19 protein-coding genes are annotated in these 22,013 nt (G+C 27.5%); 18 read left to right on the top strand and 1 reads right to left on the bottom strand.

Annotation, left to right across the window (positions count from 1 at the left end):
- Window positions 1-295: 295 nt before the first annotated feature.
- From alaS to ftsZ, 16 genes are all read left to right on the top strand, one after another.
- Entirely contained in the window at window positions 296-2,938 is a 2,643-nt protein-coding gene (gene alaS / locus BN346_RS19420) for an alanine--tRNA ligase (RefSeq protein ID WP_040330762.1), read from the top strand.
- Between the two features lie 148 nt (window positions 2,939-3,086).
- Window positions 3,087-3,338: an IreB family regulatory phosphoprotein gene (locus tag BN346_RS19415; RefSeq protein ID WP_040330761.1), complete on the top strand. Its 252-nt coding sequence runs from the start codon at window positions 3,087-3,089 to the stop codon at window positions 3,336-3,338.
- 229 nt (window positions 3,339-3,567) lie between these two features.
- Complete coding sequence (gene ruvX / locus BN346_RS19410; RefSeq protein WP_040330760.1) at window positions 3,568-3,978, top strand: Holliday junction resolvase RuvX; 411 nt, start codon at window positions 3,568-3,570, stop codon at window positions 3,976-3,978.
- Between the two features lie 18 nt (window positions 3,979-3,996).
- A complete protein-coding gene (locus tag BN346_RS19405; RefSeq protein ID WP_040330759.1) occupies window positions 3,997-4,248 on the top strand; it encodes a DUF1292 domain-containing protein in 252 nt (83 codons plus the stop codon).
- Between the two features lie 255 nt (window positions 4,249-4,503).
- Window positions 4,504-4,950: a Fur family transcriptional regulator gene (locus tag BN346_RS19400; RefSeq protein WP_040330771.1), complete on the top strand. Its 447-nt coding sequence runs from the start codon at window positions 4,504-4,506 to the stop codon at window positions 4,948-4,950.
- Window positions 4,951-5,055: 105 nt separating this feature from the next.
- Window positions 5,056-6,723 carry a ribonuclease J gene (locus BN346_RS19395; RefSeq protein WP_040330758.1) on the top strand — a complete coding sequence of 556 codons (1,668 nt, stop codon included), beginning with the start codon at window positions 5,056-5,058 and terminating at the stop codon, window positions 6,721-6,723.
- Between the two features lie 550 nt (window positions 6,724-7,273).
- Window positions 7,274-9,094 carry a translational GTPase TypA gene (typA, locus tag BN346_RS19390; protein WP_040330757.1) on the top strand — a complete coding sequence of 607 codons (1,821 nt, stop codon included), beginning with the start codon at window positions 7,274-7,276 and terminating at the stop codon, window positions 9,092-9,094.
- Window positions 9,095-9,122: 28 nt separating this feature from the next.
- Window positions 9,123-10,124 carry an endolytic transglycosylase MltG gene (gene mltG / locus BN346_RS19385; protein ID WP_040330756.1) on the top strand — a complete coding sequence of 334 codons (1,002 nt, stop codon included), beginning with the start codon at window positions 9,123-9,125 and terminating at the stop codon, window positions 10,122-10,124.
- Between the two features lie 77 nt (window positions 10,125-10,201).
- A complete protein-coding gene (locus tag BN346_RS19380; protein WP_040330755.1) occupies window positions 10,202-10,885 on the top strand; it encodes an O-methyltransferase in 684 nt (227 codons plus the stop codon).
- On the top strand, window positions 10,851-12,080 hold the full coding sequence (locus tag BN346_RS19375) for a peptidase U32 family protein (protein WP_040330754.1): 1,230 nt from the start codon (window positions 10,851-10,853) through the stop codon (window positions 12,078-12,080). The genes BN346_RS19380 and BN346_RS19375 overlap by 35 nt, the downstream gene beginning before the upstream one ends.
- Complete coding sequence (gene udk, locus BN346_RS19370) at window positions 12,080-12,715, top strand: uridine kinase (RefSeq protein WP_040330753.1); 636 nt, start codon at window positions 12,080-12,082, stop codon at window positions 12,713-12,715. Before BN346_RS19375 ends, udk begins: the two co-directional genes overlap by 1 nt.
- Window positions 12,716-12,814: 99 nt before the next feature.
- Complete coding sequence (locus tag BN346_RS19365; RefSeq protein WP_040330751.1) at window positions 12,815-14,497, top strand: penicillin-binding transpeptidase domain-containing protein; 1,683 nt, start codon at window positions 12,815-12,817, stop codon at window positions 14,495-14,497.
- Window positions 14,498-14,661: 164 nt separating this feature from the next.
- A complete protein-coding gene (sigK, locus tag BN346_RS19360) occupies window positions 14,662-15,372 on the top strand; it encodes an RNA polymerase sporulation sigma factor SigK (protein WP_040330750.1) in 711 nt (236 codons plus the stop codon).
- A gap of 44 nt (window positions 15,373-15,416) precedes the next feature.
- Entirely contained in the window at window positions 15,417-16,193 is a 777-nt protein-coding gene (aroE, locus tag BN346_RS19355) for a shikimate dehydrogenase (protein WP_040330749.1), read from the top strand.
- A gap of 374 nt (window positions 16,194-16,567) precedes the next feature.
- On the top strand, window positions 16,568-17,821 hold the full coding sequence (gene ftsA, locus BN346_RS19350) for a cell division protein FtsA (protein ID WP_040330748.1): 1,254 nt from the start codon (window positions 16,568-16,570) through the stop codon (window positions 17,819-17,821).
- Window positions 17,822-17,836: 15 nt separating this feature from the next.
- Window positions 17,837-18,964, top strand: a complete 1,128-nt coding sequence (ftsZ, locus tag BN346_RS19345) for a cell division protein FtsZ (RefSeq protein ID WP_040330746.1) — start codon at window positions 17,837-17,839, stop codon at window positions 18,962-18,964.
- Window positions 18,965-19,725: 761 nt separating this feature from the next.
- Here ftsZ and BN346_RS22275 read toward each other — a convergent pair.
- Window positions 19,726-19,857 carry a hypothetical protein gene (locus tag BN346_RS22275; protein ID WP_278245525.1) on the bottom strand — a complete coding sequence of 44 codons (132 nt, stop codon included), beginning with the start codon at window positions 19,855-19,857 and terminating at the stop codon, window positions 19,726-19,728.
- 555 nt (window positions 19,858-20,412) lie between these two features.
- Between BN346_RS22275 and spoIIGA the strand changes: the two genes are divergently transcribed.
- Window positions 20,413-21,216 (top strand): sigma-E processing peptidase SpoIIGA, encoded by an 804-nt coding sequence (spoIIGA, locus tag BN346_RS19340; RefSeq protein ID WP_040330744.1) that lies wholly within the window; start codon window positions 20,413-20,415, stop codon window positions 21,214-21,216.
- Entirely contained in the window at window positions 21,216-21,956 is a 741-nt protein-coding gene (sigE, locus tag BN346_RS19335; RefSeq protein WP_051540530.1) for an RNA polymerase sporulation sigma factor SigE, read from the top strand. Before spoIIGA ends, sigE begins: the two co-directional genes overlap by 1 nt.
- Window positions 21,957-22,013 lie beyond the last annotated feature (57 nt).

The raw sequence follows: 22,013 nt of genomic DNA, 5'->3' as shown, positions 1-22,013 counted from the left end.
TTCCAATTTTAAAGAATGATTTTTTATTAAATTTGCTAGCAAATTAGTTGAAAACAATATAAAAACGTAGTTTTTATATATTTCTATTTTAAATATTAGGAATGAAATGAGTAATATTAACCATAACTGTCAATTGTCAATTTTCAATTGTCAACTGGTTCCAAATATAAATATAGCAATAAACTTTAAGATTAGTATTATTATTTGAGAAAGACATTACTTTAAATTTGAACTTGGAACCCTATATAACTTTAATTAAAAAAATCTATATTAATATAAAGTAGGAGGAAATATTATGAAGAACATGACAGTAAACGAAATAAGAGAGTCATTCTTAAAATTTTTTGAAGGAAAAGATCATTTAAGATTACCAAGTTTCCCATTAGTACCTAAAAATGATAAAAGTTTATTATTAATAAACGCAGGTATGGCACCATTAAAACCTTATTTTACAGGGCTTCAAACTCCACCATCTAAAAGAGTGGTTGATTGCCAAAAATGTATAAGAACTGGTGATATAGAAAATGTAGGTAAAACATCAAGACATGGTACATTTTTTGAAATGCTTGGAAACTTTTCTTTTGGAGATTATTTTAAAGGTGAAATAATTCCATGGGCATGGGAGTATATAACAGAAGTATTAGAAATACCAAAGGATAGATTATATGTAACTATTCATTTAAATGATGACGAAGCTAATGAAATTTGGACTTCAAAAACAGATGTAAATCCCAATCGTATATTTAGATTAGGTGCAGATAACTTCTGGGAAATTGGTGTAGGACCATGTGGACCAAGTTCAGAAATTCATTTTGATAGAAATCCTGAATTAGGTGAAATAAAAACAGCAGAAGAATTTGTAGAGGCTTCTGATAATGATAGAGTAATTGAGTTTTGGAATCTAGTATTTACTCAATTTGATAAAGATGAAGAAGGAAATTATAACAAGATTGAACATACAAATATAGATACTGGAATGGGTCTTGAAAGAATTTCTACAATAATGCAAGGTGTTGATAATATATTTGAAGTTGACACAATGATGGCTATAATAAATGAAGTTTGTAAAAAAGCAAATAAAAAATATAAAGAAAATGCAAATACTGATGTTTCTATAAGAATTATAACTGATCATGTTAGAAGTGTGACATTTATGATTGGTGATGGAGTATTGCCTTCAAATGAAGGAAGAGGTTATGTATTAAGAAGATTACTAAGAAGAGCTGCAAGACATGGAAGATTACTAGGAATAGAAGGAATATTCCTAAGTGAATTATGTGATGTAGTAATAGACAGTTGTAAGAGTGAATATAAAGAATTAGTAGAAAAAGCCGATTATATTAAAAAGGTTATTAAGTTAGAGGAAGAAAGATTTAGTGAGACAATTGACTCAGGAATGGAAATATTAAAATCATATATAGATGAATTAGAGGAAAATAAGGAAACTACTTTAAAGGGTGAAAAAGTATTTAAACTTTATGACACATATGGTTTCCCAATGGAACTTACAAAAGAAATCTTAGAAGAAAAAAATCTTAACCTTGATATAGATGGATTTAACACAGAAATGAAGAACCAAAGAGAGAGAGCAAGAAATGCTAGAGGCGACTCTAACTATATGGGAAATGATGATGGTGTAATAAATAAAATAGATAAAGATATAGAAATTGAATTTACTGGGTATACTAGTTTAATAGAAGACTCAAAAGCTATGATTTTAATAAAAGATGAGGAATTTGTATCTAAACTTGAAAAAGGTGATAAAGGAATAATAGTTACACTTAAAACTCCATTCTATGCTGAAATGGGTGGTCAAGTAGGAGATAAAGGAATAATATGTAACGAAAAATTCAAAGCAGAAGTTTATGATTGTAAAAAGAATGCTGGTGGAAAGACATTACACTTTGTAAATGTTGTTGAAGGTTCAGTTAGCATAGATGATGAATTTAAACTTTCAGTAGATGAAACAAGAAGAAATAGAATATGTAAAAACCATACAGCAACTCATATGTTACATGAAGCATTAAGAGAAGTTTTAGGAGATCATGTAAATCAAAGTGGTTCATATGTAGATGACGAAAGATTAAGATTTGACTTTACACATTTTTCAGCAGTTACAGAGGAAGAACTTAAAAAAGTTGAAAATATTTTAAATGAAGAAATAATGAAAGTATATAATGTTTGTACTGATGTTATGACTTTAGAAGAAGCAAAAAATAGTGGAGCTGTTGCATTATTTGATGATAAATATGCTGATGATGTAAGAGTTGTATCAGTTGGAAGCTTTAGTAAAGAACTTTGTGGTGGAACTCATATTAAAAATTCAGGAGAAATTGGATTATTTAAGATTTTAAGTGAAAGTGGAGTTGCCGCAGGAACAAGAAGAATAGAAGCTACAACAGGAGAAAAATCTGTAGAGTATATTGAAAATAAAAATGAATTATTAAAAGAAGTTTCTAGTGCATTAAAATGTACTGAAAAAGATTTATTAAGTAAAGTTCAAGGATTACTACAAGAACTAAAAGATAAAGACAAAGAAATACAAGAATTTAAAAATAAATTAACAAGTGGATTAGAAGATGAATTATTATCTTTAGTAAAAGAAGTAAATGGAATAAAAACAATAGTAACTTCAGTTAAAGATGTAGATTCTAATTCTCTAAGAAATTTATGTGATAAGTTAAGAGATAAATTGCAAAGTGGAGTAGTAGTACTTGGAAGTGCAAATGGTGAAAAGGTACAATTAGTTGCTATGGCTACTAAAGATGTTACAAATAAAGGTATTCATTGTGGAAAAATAATAAAAGAGGTTGCACTAATAGCTGGTGGTGGCGGCGGTGGAAGACCGGACATGGCTCAAGCTGGTGGAAAGCTACCTGAAAAATTAGAAGAAGCAATGAACAAAGGAAGAGAAGTAATAGAAACTTTAGTTAAATAGTATACTTTTTACTATATATGATTTATAATAGAAGTAATTATAAAATAGTAAATTGTTAAAATGAAGTAGTATTCAAAAAGTTTAATAATAACTTTTTATAATATACAAGACTTATTAAAAATAGGTTATAAGAAAGAGGGCGATTATAATGGATAATCAAAATACTGTTCAGTTTGATGGAATAAAAAGTAAAAAAGATATGACAAAAATGATACTAACTGACGTGTATGATGCCTTAATAGAAAAAGGATATAATCCTGTAAATCAATTAGTAGGATATTTAATTTCAGGAGATCCAACATATATTACAAATTATAATGGAGCAAGAGCATTAGTTAGTAAACTAGAAAGAGATGACATATTAGAAGAAGTTTTAAAAGCTTATCTAGATATAAAATAAAAATGCCTTTAAGGCATTTTTATTTTAAATTTAAGAAAAAGTAACTTAAATTTACATAAACAACAATATTATTTAATTACGGTTACATATTTTATTAAAAGTTAAGATAAATATAAATATTATAATAAATAGTAATTGTTTTTATTGCTTTATTAAAAAGATATAATATATATTAGATATATATACTTTTTAAAATTAAATTATTTTAATAGTATTAGGAGAAATTTCAATGAGAATACTAGGATTAGATGTAGGTGATAGAACTATTGGCGTTGCTATAAGTGATCCATTAGGTTTTACAGCACAAGGAATAACAACAATAAGAAGAAAAAAATTAGAAGAAGACATAAATGAATTGTTAAAAATATGTGATGAATATAAAGTTGAAAAAATAGTATCAGGACTTCCAAAAAACATGAATGGAACTGTTGGAGAACAGGGCGAAAAAGTAAAAATGTTTTGCGAAGAGTTAAAAAAACACATTGATAAAGATATAATTTTTTGGGATGAAAGATTAACAACTGTAGCAGCTCATAAAGCAATGCTAGAAGCGGATATGTCTAGAAAAAAAAGAAAGCAAATAGTAGATAAAATAGCAGCAACTTATATTCTGCAAGGTTATCTAGATAGTATATATTAGAAAGTAGGAGAATAGAAGATGGAAAACAATATGGAAACAATAGTATTAATTGATGAAAATGGAGAAGAAGTTGAATTCGAAATAGTTGTAAAAATGGATATTGAGCAAGATGAATATGTAATAGTTACACCAGTAGATTCAGATGAAGAGTATGATATTGCTTTAAGAATGGAAGAAGATGAGAATGGTGAAATGATACTTATTCCTGTAGAAGATGAGGATGAACTTGCAATCATTTCAGAAGCATATGAAGCTTTAGATTTAGAATAATAGATATAAACTAGTAAATTTTATATGCTTATGTGCACAAAATAAATTTTGATTATTAAGTTATTATCCTAAAAATAATTAAATAAAAACTATGAATAGTTAGATAATATTCATTAGATTTTAAAATTAACTTTAGTAAACCTTAGTTTTTTTGAATAGAATCCAAAATATTTTAAAAATATTAAGTTCAGGAGGAGTTTACATTAATTGTTTTAAAAGGATAGTTACTTTTAGAAAGGATGTAATGTATTGAATATGTCTCATGAAAAAATTGAAGAGTTAAAAGATGAATTAAAAGAAAAAGGATACAAACTTACTCCTCAAAGAAGAGCTATATTAAATGGTATAATAAATAGTGAAGGCGAACATTTGACAGCGGAAGAGTTATATGATTTAGTAAAAGCTGATTGCCCAGAGATAGGATTAGCTACTGTATATAGAACAGTTCAGTTGTTAGAAGAATTAGGTGTCATTTGTAGATTGGATTTAGATGATGGAATAAGTAGGTACGAGCTTTCACAAGGTGATGATAATCATAACCACCATCATTTAATATGTACTAAGTGCAATAAGGTCATTGAAGTTCAAGGAGATTTACTAGAGGAAATTGAGAAAGTTATAGAGGAAAAATATAAGTTTAAAATAGAAAATCATAGTTTGAAATTTTATGGTTTTTGTGATGAGTGCAACGAATCTAAATAATATGTTTACTGAAGATGTATTATAGATTTTGTTTAAGATGAAGATAATTTTATCCATGATAAAGGATTTAATATAAAAAAATAAAAACACAAAGGAGGGGAGAAAGTGCGTAAAGAGAAAGAAAAGATAAAAATTATACCTCTAGGAGGATTTAATGAAATTGGAAAAAATCTAACAGTAATTGAATATAAAAATGATATTGTTGTTGTAGATTGTGGACTTAAATTCCCAGATGATGATATGTTAGGAATAGACGTGGTAATACCAGATATTACTTATCTTATAAAGAATAGAGAAAGAGTAAAAGGTATATTTTTAACACATGGTCATGAAGATCATATAGGAGCGTTGCCATATGTTTTAAAACAAATCAATGTTCCGGTTTATGGTACTAAGCTTACATTAGGAATTGTAGAAATAAAGCTAAAAGAACATGGATTATTAAGCTCTGTTGAATTAAAATGTGTAAAACCAAAGGATATAATAAAGCTTGAGAATGTATCTGTTGAATTTATAAAAACAAATCATAGTATAGCAGATTCTGTAGCTTTAGCAATTCATACTCCAGCAGGGGTAGTGGTTCATACTGGGGACTTTAAAATCGATTACACTCCTATTGATGGAGGAGTAGCAGATCTTACTAGATTTGCAGAATTAGGTAAAAAAGGTGTTACTGTCATGTTGGCAGATAGCACAAACGTGGAAAGACCAGGATACACTATGTCAGAAAGTACTGTTGGAGAAACTTTTGATAAAATCTTCTTTGGAGCCAAGGGAAGAATTATAGTTGCTACATTTGCTTCGAATATTCACAGAATTCAACAAGTTATTGAATCAGCTAGTAAATATGGAAGAAAAGTTGCTATATCTGGTAGAAGTATGGAAAATATAATGGCAGTAGCTATAGAGCTTGGATATGTAAAAATGGAAAAAGACATATTAATAAATGTTGATTCTATATCTAAGTACCCAGATGACAAAGTTGCAATTGTAACAACAGGAAGTCAGGGAGAGCCAATGTCTGCACTTTCAAGAATGGCTGCATCAGAGCATAAAAAAGTTAACATTCAAAAAGGTGATACAGTAATAATATCTGCAACACCGATTCCGGGAAATGAGAAATTAGTTTCCAAAGTAATAAATCAATTATTTAAAAAAGGTGCAGATGTTATATATGAAGCTTTAGCTGATGTACATGTATCAGGTCATGCTTGTCAAGAAGAGTTGAAATTAATGCATGCTTTAGTTAAACCTAAATTCTTTATACCAGCTCATGGTGAATATAGACATTTAAAACAACATGGAGAATTAGCTGTAAAGTTAGGAATGCCAGAAAGAAATGTTTATTTAGGTGAAAATGGAGATGTTATAGAAGTTTCAAGAGAATCTATAAGAAAAATATCATCTGTAGTATCTGGTCAAGTTTTTGTTGATGGACTAGGTGTTGGTGATGTAGGAAATATAGTATTAAGAGATAGAAAACATTTATCGCAAGATGGTATATTAACAGTTGTTGTTACTATAGAAAAGGAAACGGGAGCTGTAATTGCTGGTCCAGACATTATTTCAAGAGGATTTGTATATGTTAGAGAATCAGAAGACTTAATGGATGAGGCACGTGAGCTTGTGAAAAATGCATTAAAAGAATGTGAAGAAAATAAAATTAAAGAATGGCCAACTATAAAAGGAAACATAAGGGAAGTATTGAGGTCTTACTTATATGAAAAAACTAAAAGAAGACCTATGATATTACCAATAATCATGGAAGTATAATTATTAAGAAAAGTCTGCGAAATAATTCGTAGACTTTTTTTAGATATATTATTAGTAATATAATTGTTTTTTTGAAAATATGATATTATAATATAGTATGAAATCTGTACATTTAGTCAATGTTATATAAAGTACCAATTAATACATTTTGAAAGTACCTTCTAAAGTATAATAATTTTATGTAATTGGAAAAGTTAAAATAAAACTTAAAACTTTATAAAAAAATTTCAAATTGAGATACATAGAATAATTTTGTTTATATTATAAAATTTAAATGCACAGTTTAATTGCGACTGATATGACTATATAACTTAAATAAGAGATATAAACATGTATATATGATCATCTAAAATTTAAGGTTTATATTATGGTTTTATTGGTAAAAATTATTATATTAGATTAAAATTACAATGGATAATAACTATTAGAAAGTTGACTTTTATTAAACATAATATTAGAATAGGTATAGTTGATTAAAAGTTGGGTACAAGGTTCGTATCCAATTTTATTTTGTACGTATTTTGAGAAAACAAAAATTTGGAGGCAAATAATGAATAAATTTACAAGAGATGATATAAGAAACATAGCTATAATAGCGCACGTTGACCACGGTAAAACTACATTAGTAGATGCGCTTTTAAAACAAAGTAAAGTATTTAGAGAAAATGAAAAAGTAGAAGAAAGAGTAATGGACTCTAATGACTTAGAAAGAGAAAGAGGAATTACAATCTTATCTAAGAATACATCAGTACACTATAAAGATAAAAAAATAAACATCATAGACACTCCAGGACACGCTGACTTCGGTGGAGAAGTTGAGAGGGTTCTTAAGATGGTTGATAGTGTTCTTTTAGTTGTAGACTCTTATGAAGGGGCAATGCCACAAACTAAATTCGTTTTAAAAAAGGCATTAGAACTTTCTTTAAAACCAATAGTTGTAATTAATAAAATAGACAAACCAAATGAAAGAGCTGCAGAAGTTATAGACGAAGTGTTTGACCTATTTGTTGAATTAGGAGCAAATGATGAGCAATTAGACTTTAAAGTTATTTATTGTTCAGCAAGAGATGGTATAGCAAAAGCAGAATTAGAAGATGAATCAGATAACATGATTCCACTATTTGAAGCAATAGTTGATTATGTAGCACCACCTTCAGGATACATAGATATGCCAATGCAAATGCTAGTTACATCATTAGATTACAATGAGTATGTTGGAAAAATTGGAATTGGTAAAGTTGAAAGAGGAATTATAAAGAAAAATCAATCTGTTGCAGTAATGAGAAAAGATGGTACAACAAAGAATGTAAAAATATCAAATCTTTATGTATATGATGGATTAAAAAGAGAAGAAACAGATGAAGCTAAATTAGGTGATATTGTTGCAATATCAGGAATTCCAGATATAAATATAGGAGAAACAGTAGCAGATGCTCAAAACCCAGAAGCTCTTCCATTTGTAGAAATAGACGAGCCAACACTTAGCATGAATTTCATAGTTAACAATTCTCCTTTTGCAGGTCAAGATGGTGATTTTGTAACATCTAGACACCTAAGAGATAGACTTATGAAAGAATTAGAAACTAACGTAAGTTTAAGAGTTGAAGAAACAGATTCTGCTGATTCATTTAAGGTAAGTGGTAGAGGAGAATTACATTTATCTATATTAATAGAAACAATGAGAAGACAAGGTTATGAGTTCCAAGTTTCTAAACCAACTGTTATCTTTAAAGAAGAAAATGGTAAGAAATTAGAGCCTATAGAAAACTTAACAATAGACGTTCCAGAAGAATTTATGGGAGTTGTTATGGAAAAATTAGGACCTAGAAAAGCAGAAATGGTAAACATGACAAGTGCTATAAATGGATACACAAGATTAGAGTTTACAGTTCCTTCAAGAGGACTTATAGGATTTAGAAATGAGTTTATGACAGATACTAAAGGTAACGGAATAATGAACCATATATTATCTGGATATGAGCCATTTAAAGGAGAAATTCCTGATAGAAGTAGAGGATCTTTAGTTGTATTTGAACAAGGTGAATCAATTGGTTACGGATTATTCAATGCACAAGAAAGAGGAACTTTATTTATAGGACCTGGAGTACCTGTATATCAAGGTATGGTTGTTGGTGAATGTTCAAGAAATGAAGATATAGAAGTTAATGTATGTAAGAAAAAGCATCTTTCAAACACAAGATCATCAGGAGCAGATGATGCTTTAAAATTAACACCACCAAGATTATTATCTTTAGAGCAATGTCTTGAGTTCATAGCAGCAGATGAGCTAGTTGAAATTACTCCAAAGAACATAAGATTAAGAAAAAGAATATTAGATCCTAATATAAGAAAAAGAAATGCAAGAAAATAGATAAATTTAATATAGTGGGGTGTGTCATGTGAAAAAGGGCATTATTATAGCTACTTTTTGTCTAATAGGTATATTAATTTTCGGCACAATTTTTTACAGTAAAAGTATAAAAAATCCTTTTAAAACTAATGATGATTTTATTGTTAAAGTAAAAGAGGGAGATACTTTATATACTATAATTGATGGTATTGATGAAGATGGTATATTAAAAAACTCAGTTATAACAAAAATGTATATAAAAATGAGTGATAATAAACCAGTAATAAAACCAGGGACATATAATGTTGAAAAAGATGCTTCACTAGGGGATTTATTAAATATTTTAGGAAATGAATCTTTAAATAATAATAATGTTTCTGTTACAATTCCAGAGGGTTATGATATAGATCAAATTGCAAAAGTCTTAGATGAAAAAGGCATAATTAGCAGTGAGAAATTTATAAAAGGTGTTAAAGAATATCCTGTTCCTAAATATATAAAACTTGATGAAAAGAAAAGATATCAGTTAGAAGGATTTTTATTTCCTGACACTTATACTTTTACAAAAGGTGTAACTGCAGAGGAAATAATTAAAACTATGAATAATAGATTTAATAGTATTATAAAAGAATTAACTAACAAAGAGGCAATAGAAACTCAAAATATAAATGATATAGTTACTATGGCATCAATTGTAGAAAAAGAGGCAAGTAGTGAATCTGAAAGAGATATTGTGTCTTCAGTATTCTATAATAGGCTTAATAACAAGATGAAATTTCAGTCTTGTGCTACAGTGATTTATGCATTAGGGGAGCATAGAGAAAAACTTTATGAAAAAGATTTGGAAGTTAAATCTCCGTATAATACGTATTTAGTAGAGGGTCTTCCGGTAGGACCAATAAGTAATCCAGGAAGAGCATCTATAAATGCAGCAATAAATCCTAAAAAAACTAATTACTTGTTTTTTGTATCTAATAATGATGGAACGCACTTTTTTACAGATAACTATGAAGAATTTTTAAAAGTAAAAGAAAAAACTCAAGGATTTTAATATATAGGGCATTCAGAGTGAAATTATTATTGCTATAATTTTACTTTGGATGCCTAATTAAGAAAATGGAGGGACTTATGAGTGGAGTTACTTATGAATATATGGAAAACTATATAAGAAATCTTATACCTAATCGTGTAGGTCTTTTAAAAGAATTAGAAGAATTTGCATTAGAAAATAAGGTGCCTATAATTCAAAAAGAGGGTGCTAAGTTCTTGGAATTTATGGTTACTATGAAAAAACCTAAGAAAATTTTAGAACTTGGAACTGCCATAGGTTATTCCTCTATTTTAATGACTTTAGTATCTGGATGTGAATCTAAAATAACTACAATAGAGAGAGACGAAAAAATGCTAAGTATAGCAAAAGAAAATGTAAAAAAGTATAATTTAGAAAATAATATAAGCATACTAAGTGGAGATTGTCTTGAAGTTTTAGAAAGTCTAGATGATGAGTACGATATGATATTTATGGATGCAGGCAAGGGACATTACAATCATTTTTTACCACATTGTTTAAGATTGTTGTCTAAAGATGGTGTAATAGTTGCAGACAATGTTTTATTTAGAGGTATGGTTGCTAGTGATGAACTTGTAAAAAGAAGAAAAATAACTATAGTAAAAAGAATGAGAAGTTATTTAGATATGGTTTCTGCGGATGAAGATTTAGTAACAACGGTAATACCTATGGGTGATGGTATTGCGCTTACTGTAAGGAGGAATGAAAATGATAAAACCAGAAATTTTAGCTCCAGCAGGTAATTTAGAAAAATTAAAAACTGCTATTAGATTTGGGGCAGATGCAGTATATTTAGGTGGAAGCAAATTAAATCTAAGAGCATTTGCGGATAATTTTAGCAATAAGGAACTAAAAGAAGGTATAGACTATGCTCATGCTAGAGGAAAAAAAGTTTATGTAACATTGAATGTTTTTCCACATAATGAAGATTTAGATGGATTAGAAGAATATTTAAAGGAACTTTATGAATTAGGCACTGATGCAATAATAGTTTCGGATCCAGGAATAATAATGACAGCAAGAGAAGTAGTTCCAAACTTAGAAATTCATTTAAGTACTCAAGCTAATAATGTAAATTATAAGTCAGCTATATTTTGGCATAAACAAGGCGTTAAAAGGGTAGTATTAGCTAGAGAAGTGTCTATGGAAGAAATAAAAACAATAAATGACAAAACACCTGAGTCTTTAGATTTAGAAATATTTGTACATGGTTCAATGTGCATGTCTTATTCAGGAAGATGTCTACTTTCAAATTATATGACTGGTAGAGATTCTAATAGAGGTGCATGTGCTCAACCATGTAGATATAAGTATAAATTAGTAGAAGAAAAAAGAAGTGAAGAGTCTTTCCCGATATTAGAAGATGAAAGAGGAACATACATAATGAATTCAAAGGATTTATGTATGATAGAATACATTCCTGAACTTGTTAAAACAGGTGCAGTTTCGCTTAAAATAGAAGGAAGAATGAAAAGTGCATATTATGTAGCTACAGTTGTAAAAGCTTATAGAGAGGCTCTAGACGCATATATTAGTGATCCTGAAGGATATAAATTCAATCCAAAATGGTTACAACAATTAGATAAACCAAGTCATAGAAAATATTATACAGGATTTTATCTTGGAGACAAAGATAGTCAAATTTATGAATCATCTTCTTATATTAGAAACTACGATATAGTTGGAACTGTTGTAAGTTTTGATAAGGAAAATAAAGTGGCAGTTATTGAACAAAGAAATAAAGTATTTGATAACGAAACTATAGAAGTTTTAAGACCAGTAGGTGATAATATAGAAGTTACTTTAGCTGATATGAAAGATGAAAATGGAAATGAAATAGAATCAGCACCAAGTGCACAAATGCTATTTCAAGTTAAAGTAGATAAAGATTTAGAAAAAGATGACATACTTATAAAGGCCAAGGAGGAAAAGAAGTAATGAGCCGACCAGTTATAATAGGAATCACCGGTGGAACGGGTTCTGGAAAAAGTACTATAGCAAAGGAAATATACAAAAGTTTTGGAGCAGATTGCATAGCAATGATAGAACAAGACTCTTATTACAAAGATCAAAGCCATTTAACTTTAGAAGAAAGAGTAAAGACTAATTATGATCATCCAAATGCATTTGATACAGAGTTATTAATTAGTCAATTAAACAGCCTTATAAATGGAGAAGCAATTAAAAAACCTATTTATGATTTTGAAGTTCATAATAGAAATCAAAGTGAAACTGTAAAAGTTGAAGCAAGAGATATAATTATAGTTGAAGGTATATTAGTTCTTCAAGAAAAAGAATTAAGGGATATGCTAGATATAAAAATATATGTAGATACTGATGCTGATGTTAGATTTATTAGAAGAATGGTTAGGGACGTAAAAGAAAGAGGTAGAACTATAGATTCTGTTATAAATCAATATTTAACAGTAGTAAAGAAAATGCATGAAGAATTTACAGAAAACACAAAGAAATTTGCAGATATAGTTATTCCAGAAGGTGGCCATAATAAAGTTGCTATAGATATAATAAATGCAAATATAAGACAAATATTACAAAGTAAAAAGACAATATAAATTTGTACATAAAATATAATTGGAAATCATTATATTTGAAATTAAGGAATATAATACCTTGCTTTAGTCAAGAATTTGATTGAGGTGAGGTATTTTATTATGAGAAAAAATAGGAAGAAGATATATGGCAGATATAATTGGAGAAGTGTAATTATAAATAGAGCATATGGTGTTACGATTATATACACATGTATTTTTATTGCATTAGTAGGTAGACTTTTTTATATTCAAAACTATAAAAAAGATTCATATCAAGTTTTAGCAAATAAGCAGTATTATTATGAAGAAAATTTAAGTAATATAAATTATACACTACTAGATAGAAATAATGAAAACTTATTAGATATAGAGAAGGAATATTGTATTGTTTTGGATCCTATGACATTTCTTCATATGAATGAAAAAACTGATGAGAAAGACATAAAAAAAATTCTGTATATAATAAAAGATTATAATAACGAGTATGATTTATATAAAGCAGCTTATATGGATAAAAGTAAAAAATATACTTATGTAGTTGATAAGAAAACATATGAAAAATTTAAAGAATCTAATCAAGTTAATGGAATTTATGGATATGTTAGAGATAGAGCTATAGTTAAAAAGGATTGGAAAATAGAAAATTTAATAATGTCTCCTAATTTATATGAAAATGGTAAATTGAAAGATGATGGTTGTATTGAAAGGCAAATAAATGAAAAAATAAAGAAAAATAAATTTTCTAAGATGATTTTTGAAAAAAATGTAGATGGAAAGATAATAGATGAAAAGATAGAAAATAGTGAAGAGAATATAAATGTAAAATTAACATTAGATAGAAAAATAGAAAATAAAATTAATGAAGTATTGAGAAATGATAAATTCAAACGCTATTCTCAAATTGGAGCAATAATAACCGAGTGTGATACAGGAAAAATTTTAGGAATGTGTCAAAAGGATGATAAGATATCAAATGTCAATATAGGAGTGCCAAGTAGCAATGGATTTTTAGTTGGATCTGTATTTAAAACAATTGTATTAGAAGCGGCCCTAGATAATAATGTAGCTACATTAAATGATGAATTTGAAGTGAAGAATATATTTCCTAAAAGTAATGAACATAAAAGTAAGTATGATTTAAGTGAAGCATATTTGTATTCATCTAATGATGTTTTTGCACAATTAGGTTGGAAAATAGGATTAGATAAAATGACAGAGTACTCTAAAGAACAAGGTCTTTTAGATAAAGTTCTTAATTTGAATGATGAAAGGTGTGGAAGAGTAGAAAATTTAAATGATGATGAGAGTGTTGGTGTAACAACTAATATGTCTATAGGGCAGAGCATAAGAACTACACCTATAGCAATAAGTACACTACCTATAGCAATAGTCAATGGTGGTATATATGTAAAACCATATATTTTAGATTCTTATGTAGATACAAAGTTAAATGAAATTGAAAAGAGTAATACAGAGAAAAAAAGAGTAATAGGTGAAGAAACAGCATCATTATTAAAAAAAGAAATGCAAAGTGTAATTAAGTCTACAGATGCAACTGGAAGAAATGCAAATGTAGAGGGTGTAAATATGGGAGGAAAAACAGGAACTACAGAATATTTTGTTGATGGAAAGGAATATTCGGATGGATGGTTTGTAGGCTTTTTTGAAAAAAATAACAAATACTATTCTTTAGTTGTATTTATACCAGAAATAGATATAAAGGAAGATGCTGGCGGTCGTACATCGGCACTAGTTTTTAAAGAAATAGTTCAAGAGCTAATTAAAAATAACAATTTAATATAATAAAAAAATATACAAGATGTTACTAATTTTAATGTCCTGTATATTTTTTTGCATAAAAATCAGTAATTTTGGCAATAAATAAGTTTAAAAAAATTTATGTGGACAGGCTACTTTTTAGAAAATAAATCATACTATTATAATAAGCACTATTAGGGGGAGCAGCTATGGTTTTCTTCAATTGGTTTTTTAGTATGATTGGAGATGTTACTTTATTAACAGCTTATGTTTCAGGAAGCAGTTCTTTTCCACAACCTTTAACAGATGTAGAGGAGAAGGAATATTTACAAAAGTTTAAAGATGGTGACTTAGAAGCTAAAAATGTTTTGATTGAAAGAAACTTGAGATTAGTGGCACATATAGTAAAAAAATATTCATTCCCAGGAAAAGAAGTAGATGATTTAATATCAATAGGTACTGTAGGATTAATTAAAGCAATTGATTCTTTTGATAGTTCAAAGGGAACTAGACTCGCTACTTATGCAGCAAGATGCATAGAAAATGAAATATTGATGCTTATTAGAAATAATAAAAAAGTAAAAGGTGAAGTATATCTTCAAGATCCTATAGGTATTGATAAAGAAGGAAATGAGATATCGCTTATGGATATATTAAGTAGTGATAAAGATTCTATTGCAGAAATAGTAGAAAACAAAATTCAAGTTAAAAAGTTATATGCTAAGATTAATACTACTTTGCAAGAACGAGAAAAAGTAATAATAGAAATGAGATATGGTCTTATTGATGGAAAAGCAAAAACACAACGGGAAATTGCTGGTATTTTAGGTATTTCTAGATCTTATGTATCAAGAATAGAAAAAAGAGCTTTAAAGAAGCTTTTCAAAGAGCTAAATAGTGCAGAAAAAACTTTAAGTTGATTATTTTTTAAAAGAGGTGTTTAATAAATATGAGGTGATATGAAATGAAAAGTGGATTATTAGGAAATAATATTAAGTATAGCTTGTCACCTTCAATTCATAATAAGTATTATGAACAATTTAAAATACCTTTAAATTATAAACTGTTTGATGTAGAAAATAGTGAACTGGAAAAATTTATAATTACTGCAAAAGAAGAGGTAGTTGGGTTTAATGTTACAATTCCATATAAAGAAGTGATAATTAATTTTTTAGATGAATTAGCGTATCCAGCTAACAAAATAAAAGCAGTTAATACTGTTTTAAATAAAAATGGTGTTTTGATTGGGTATAATACAGATTATTATGGATTTATGAGGAGTTTACAAGAAAAAAATATAGATTTACAAGATAAATCAGTTCTTATAATTGGAGGTGGTGGAGCAGCTAAAGCTGTATTATATGCTGTTAAAGACCTAAAAGCAAAAAATATAGATTTTGTACTTAGAAATAAAAATTCAGTAAAAGAGCATCTAAAATATATTAATAACATTTTAGATATTAAAGAGAAGATAGATTTATCTAAATATTATATTGTAATCAATTGTACTCCAATAGGTGGTGCTAACCATGTTGGGGAAACACCTATACATATAGAAGGAGAAATAAAAGATACAATATTTTATGATTTGAATTACAATCCTGAAATTACTAAATTTTTGGAGCTAGCTAAAGATAAAGGTGCTAAATTTATAAATGGATATAGCATGCTTTTGAATCAAGCTTATGAATCAATAGATATATGGAAAAATAATTATATGAATGAGGATACTGAAAGTTAGTATCCTCATTTATTTTTTTAAAAATAAATTTCTGTAAAAAAATATATACAGATTTTATAAAAAAGTTCGAAAATTAGAAAGTATAAAAATAAAAATCAAAGTTGATAAATTTAAAGATGCATTAATTGGAAATATAAGTGTAAATAGAGGTTATTTTCACAGTTTTTGTAAAAAATTGATAAATAAAATTTTAATAAGTAAAAGATTAGGTTGTGTATGAAATATTGCATTTTAGAGGTAAAGCAATTATACTAAAACTAGAGTGTTTATATTTATGTATAAATAAATTCTAAAAATTCGCACATTTAAAAGGAAAAGAAGATTTGTTGTTGAATATATACTTTTGAAGCTTCTCTTAAAGGGGGGTAATTTAAGTGAACAATTACATAGTAGGAATAGACATCGGTTCATCCAAAATATGTGGTGTAGTTGGAAATTTAGATGATGTAAGAAAGTTTCAAGTTTTAGGAGTTACTACATCTAAATGTCATGGAATAAAAAAAACAGGAGAGTTAGATATAGAGAGTACTTCTAAAGCTGTTAAAGATGTTGTAGAACAACTAGGAAATATAATTAATGCAACTATTTGTGGCGTATATGTATCAGTACCTATTACTTTATGTGAGGTTATTAGAAGAGAGGATGTTTTAACATTGTCTTCGCAAGATAGGGAAATAACACCTCAAGATGTTTCTAATTTAATAGATGTTATTAGGTTAGAAGCAAAGAAAGATACTAATAAAGAAATAATAAAGATAGAGCCTGTTATGTATAAAATAAATGATGTAGAAAATATAAAAAATCCTTTAGGATTATTAGGTCGCAGATTAGCTGTTGCTGTAGATATGATAGTTGTTCAAAAAGAAATTTTAGAATTATATAAGATTCCAGTTGAAAAAGCAGGAATTAAAGTTTTAGGAACTACTGTAGATTCTGTTGGAGTTGCAAAAGATGCTTTAATGAAAGCGGAGTTAAATGATGGTGTGGCTATTATAGACATAGGCGCAGAAACTTCTGATATTGTAATCTATAAGAATAATAAGATTCAATATGTATCAAGTATTAATCTTGCTGGAGATACGATAACAAATGACATTTCTATTTGTTTAAAAATTTCTAAACAAGATGCAGAAACTTTAAAGCTAAAAAGTGGAAGAATATATAAAGAAAACATTGAAAATGGAGAAAAAATTCGAATTTATTCTCAAACAGATGGCCAAGCTATAGAAATAGATTATAGTATGTTAGTAGAAATAATTTATGAGAGAGTTAGAGAGATATTTACTCTAATAAAAGAAGAATTGGTCACAAATGGAGTTTTTAATGATGTAAAAAATATTGCAATATATGGTGGTGGTATTTCTTTCTATAGAGGAATTACAGATTTAGCTAAAGAAATTATAGAAAGAGATATAAGAATAGCAATACCATCTTATGTTGGAGCTGCAAATCCAATCTATACGGTAGCAATTGGAATAATAAAGGAATTGTATTTAAAAGAAAATATTAAAAGTGAAGTGCAAAAGGATAATATAAGTATAAACTTAAAAGATGAAGTTGCGATTGATAAAAAAGAAAAAGTTAAAGTTTTATCAAAAGTTAAAGCATTTTTATCAGATTTTTTCTAATGAGGAGGTAATATTGTGCTGGATTTTGATGTTCAAGACAGAGAATTATGCAACATAAAAGTAATAGGATGTGGTGGCGGAGGAAACAACGCTGTAAATAGAATGATTGAGGAAGGTTTAAAAAACGTTGAGTTTATAGGGGTTAATACTGATAAACAAGCTTTAGCCATGTCGAGAGCTTCTCAAAAAATTCAATTGGGAGAAAAATTAACTAGAGGATTAGGTGCAGGAGCAAATCCAGACATAGGAAGAAAAGCGGCGGAAGAAAGCAAAGAAGAATTAATTCAAATTCTAAAAGGCGCAGATATGGTATTTATAACTGCTGGTATGGGCGGTGGTACTGGAACAGGTGCTGCACCAGTAGTGGCAGAAATAGCTAAGTCTATGGGAATATTAACAGTTGGAGTTGTAACAAAACCATTTTCTTTTGAAGGAAGAAAAAGAATGTTACATGCAGAACAAGGAATTAAATCTTTAAAGGAATCTGTTGATACTTTAGTTACAATTCCTAATGAAAGACTGTTAACTATGGTAGATAAGAAGACTACACTAGTAGACTCTTTTAGAAAAGCAGATGATGTATTAAGACAAGGTGTTCAAGGTATATCAGACTTAATTACTATACCAGGAATAATAAACTTAGACTTTGCTGATATTAGTACAATAATGTTAGACAAAGGACTTGCACATATGGGTGTAGGTTATGGAAAAGGCGATAATAGAGCTCAAGAAGCAACAAAGCAAGCTATATCAAGTCCACTATTAGAAACATCTATAGTAGGAGCTACAGGAGTTCTATTAAATATAACAGGAGGATCTGATTTATCATTATTAGAGATAAATGAGGCAGCTCAAATTGTACAAGAAGAAGCAGATCCAGATGCTAATATTATATTTGGTGCAGTGATAGATGAAAGTTTAAATGATGAGATTAGAATAACTGTTATAGCAACAGGTTTTGAATTAAACGAAGTTAATGAAGTACAACCACAAATAAAAACACCTATTAAAAATAATGTAAGTGAGCCAGTTGTTTCAAGAAGACCAGTGGAGCACAAGGAAGAAGAAGCAGCGGTTACTAAAGAGGAAGAACCAGAATTAGATTATTCTGTTCCTACTTGGCTTAGAAGAAGTTCAAGATAAATATAAATACTAAAAAAGAAGAATGATTAGTCATTCTTCTTTTTTTATTTATATTAAAAACTTTAAAATCTAAATTCGTTAAATATAGGGTTCAAAGATGAAAAATGAAATTATTCAAATATTAAATGAGAATGGTAGTATTCCAAGAAACAGTAATTATTTAAAACGTTATTCATAAAAATTTCAAAGAAACTCTAATAAATTTGCCATTTTATTTCCAAGACTAAACGGCTATAAGTGAACTAAATTAAGAGCTATGTAATTAAATTCTAGTCTATTTTTCATAACTCTTCGTCAGTAATTAGCATTAATAAAATTACATTATTGATGTTAATTACTTCCTTGATTTATAAAAAATATACATTGAATTCTCAATTACATATTTCTAAATTTAGTTCACACGACGTCCTGTCTAGGCAGTCGCTGAACCCGTCCTTGGGTTCAGGTCTTGAAAATAAAACACAAATTAATAAGATTTTCTAAAGCAATTTTAAAAGAAATACTTATTTAAATAATTTCTGTTTCTTGATGAAAGAAAAAGTTTTTCAATTGATAAATTTGTTATTTTAAATTTGTAACCCTATATATAGATATTCAAAGTTCTAATTAAAAAAAATAGCTTTGTCAAATGATACGACTAATCTTATAATTTATTCTATTATTATGTTGGAAACTAATTAAAAAGTAAGAGTGAAAAGTGAAAAGTTATGGTGAATATTACTCACTTCGTTCTTAATATTTAAAATAGAAATACTTAAAAACTATGTTTTTATATTATTTTCAACTAATTTGCTCTGCAAATTTAATAAAAAATCGTTCTTTAAAATTGGAAATCCAATTTTTACATTCACTTTCCATTTTCCATTTTCAATTAAATTAATTAGAACTCTCAACTGAATCATCAATAACTTAAAGTTTAAACTTGTATTCCTATATCATGTTTGGAACCAAGTAAGAAGTAAGAGTGAATAGTACTCACTTTGTTCCTAATATCTAGAAATGCCTAAAAACTACGATTTTACATTATTTTCAACTAATTTGCTTTGAGAATTATTATAAAAACTGATACTTCAGTTTTATCATTCATTGTTAATTTTTGTACAATATTTTAAATTTCTTTTTCTTAACGTAAATAATAATAATTTCATTTTTCAAATATCAAATGATAATGCTATTCCAAGAAAAAGTTTTTCAATTGATAAATTTGTTATTTTAAATTTAAATACTATAAAGTTATATAAAAACATTTCAACTATAAACAACATATATATTTACCAAAGGACTAATTTTTATTATAAAACATAGAGAGATATAGAATATATTAAGTTAATATAATATAAAAGTTTATAAAGTGACGAAAAAAAATAGGAATATATTTAAATTAAAATGGAAATTTTTACAAATTTCCCTTTAGCATGTATGTATAATAAGTGTAGGGGGGAATAACTTTGGTTATTTATCTAGATGAATTAATATTAGAAAATTTCTTAGTTAATTTATTTTTATTATCTATTACTTTTAAAGGTGTAAAAAAGAAATGTAGTTTTACTAAGCAAATAATATCTGCTTTCTTAGGCAGTTTATATGTACTTGTTATGGTATTACCACAACTAAAACCGTTAAACAATAAAGTAACGAGTGTAATAGTTGCATTAGTTATGATTTATATTTGTTATGGTAGAGGTGATAAGAAGAGTTATATTAAAGCCACTATTACGTATATATTTTATTCAATGGTATTAGCAGGAATAACTTTTTATATTTCTATAAATAGCAAAAATTATTTTTCAATAAATAGGAATACATTTACTTTTAATTATAAGAAATTAATGTTGGCTATAATTATTTTTTATTTAATTTGTGAACGATTAATTACTTATATAAAAAGTAGAAAAAATCTATTTGATTATGTTTATAATCTTAATATAAAAATAGGTGAAGAAAATATAGATGTTAAAGGTTTTTTAGATACAGGAAATGAACTTAGAGAGCCTATAACAAATCTTCCAGTTATTATTATAGAAAGGGAATTGTTAAAAAATATAAATATAGATTCTTATACAAAGTATACTATAAGTTATTCTGTAGTTAATGGTGGGTGTGGGAAACTTTTAGGATTTAAACCAGATGATATAGTTATAAAGGGTGAAAATGAGAATATTTTAAAAGAGTCAATATTAGCTATATGCGACAATAAATTGAGTAAAGAAAATGATTATAATGCATTATTACCGAGAGGAATATTAATTTGATGGGAGGGGTTAATTTGATTTTAAAAAAACTAGTAAAAAAAATAACGGAAAAGGTAAGTGTTTTTTTAAGTCAATTCAAAAAATTAAGTAAGTCTATATATTATATAGGTGGAAATGATGCATTGCCACCACCATTAACAAAGGAAGAGGAAGAAGAGTTAGTTAAGAAACTTGTAGATGGTGATGAAAGTATAAGGTCTATACTAATAGAAAGAAATTTAAGGCTAGTTGTATATATAGCTAGAAAATTTGAAAATACAGGAGTTAATGTAGAAGATTTAATATCAGTAGGAACTATTGGATTAATAAAAGCAGTTAACACTTTTGATCCAGAGAAAAAAATTAAGCTTGCTACATATGCATCGAGATGTATAGAAAATGAAATATTAATGTATTTAAGAAGAAATAGTAAAATAAAGACAGAAATATCATTTTATGAACCATTAAATATAGATTGGGATGGAAATGAACTTCTTTTATCTGATATTTTAGGAACTGAAAATGATGTTGTTTACAATTCTATTGAAGATGAAGTAGATAAACAGTTATTGGTTATAGCTATGGATAAGCTGAATGATCGTGAAAAAGAAATTGTTGAATTAAGATTTGGATTAAATGGATACAATGAAAAAACACAAAAAGAAGTAGCAGATATGCTTGGAATATCACAATCTTATATTTCAAGATTAGAAAAAAGAATAATCAAAAGATTAAAAAAAGAAATTAATAAAATGTTATAAGGTTTGTCTCAGGTATAAAAGTTATTGTATAAGGAAATAATTAAAATGCAATTACTC

The organism is Clostridium ihumii AP5, from assembly GCF_000612845.1.
In the GTDB taxonomy this organism is placed as follows: Bacteria; Bacillota; Clostridia; order Clostridiales; family Clostridiaceae; genus Clostridium_J; species Clostridium_J ihumii.
The sequence above is the reverse complement of the archived record's forward strand: the minus strand, read 5'-3'. Positions and strand labels throughout refer to the sequence as shown.

What these genes read in the sequence shown, in the direction of transcription:
- alaS (WP_040330762.1), top strand. Translation starts at nt 296, where the DNA reads ATGAAGAACATGACAGTAAACGAAATAAGAGAGTCATTCTTAAAATTT.
- BN346_RS19415 (WP_040330761.1), top strand. Translation starts at nt 3,087, where the DNA reads ATGGATAATCAAAATACTGTTCAGTTTGATGGAATAAAAAGTAAAAAA.
- ruvX (WP_040330760.1), top strand. Translation starts at nt 3,568, where the DNA reads ATGAGAATACTAGGATTAGATGTAGGTGATAGAACTATTGGCGTTGCT.
- BN346_RS19405 (WP_040330759.1), top strand. Translation starts at nt 3,997, where the DNA reads ATGGAAAACAATATGGAAACAATAGTATTAATTGATGAAAATGGAGAA.
- BN346_RS19400 (WP_040330771.1), top strand. Translation starts at nt 4,504, where the DNA reads ATGTCTCATGAAAAAATTGAAGAGTTAAAAGATGAATTAAAAGAAAAA.
- typA (WP_040330757.1), top strand. Translation starts at nt 7,274, where the DNA reads ATGAATAAATTTACAAGAGATGATATAAGAAACATAGCTATAATAGCG.
- BN346_RS19380 (WP_040330755.1), top strand. Translation starts at nt 10,202, where the DNA reads ATGAGTGGAGTTACTTATGAATATATGGAAAACTATATAAGAAATCTT.
- BN346_RS19375 (WP_040330754.1), top strand. Translation starts at nt 10,851, where the DNA reads ATGATAAAACCAGAAATTTTAGCTCCAGCAGGTAATTTAGAAAAATTA.
- udk (WP_040330753.1), top strand. Translation starts at nt 12,080, where the DNA reads ATGAGCCGACCAGTTATAATAGGAATCACCGGTGGAACGGGTTCTGGA.
- BN346_RS19365 (WP_040330751.1), top strand. Translation starts at nt 12,815, where the DNA reads ATGAGAAAAAATAGGAAGAAGATATATGGCAGATATAATTGGAGAAGT.
- sigK (WP_040330750.1), top strand. Translation starts at nt 14,662, where the DNA reads ATGGTTTTCTTCAATTGGTTTTTTAGTATGATTGGAGATGTTACTTTA.
- aroE (WP_040330749.1), top strand. Translation starts at nt 15,417, where the DNA reads ATGAAAAGTGGATTATTAGGAAATAATATTAAGTATAGCTTGTCACCT.
- sigE (WP_051540530.1), top strand. Translation starts at nt 21,216, where the DNA reads ATGGGAGGGGTTAATTTGATTTTAAAAAAACTAGTAAAAAAAATAACG.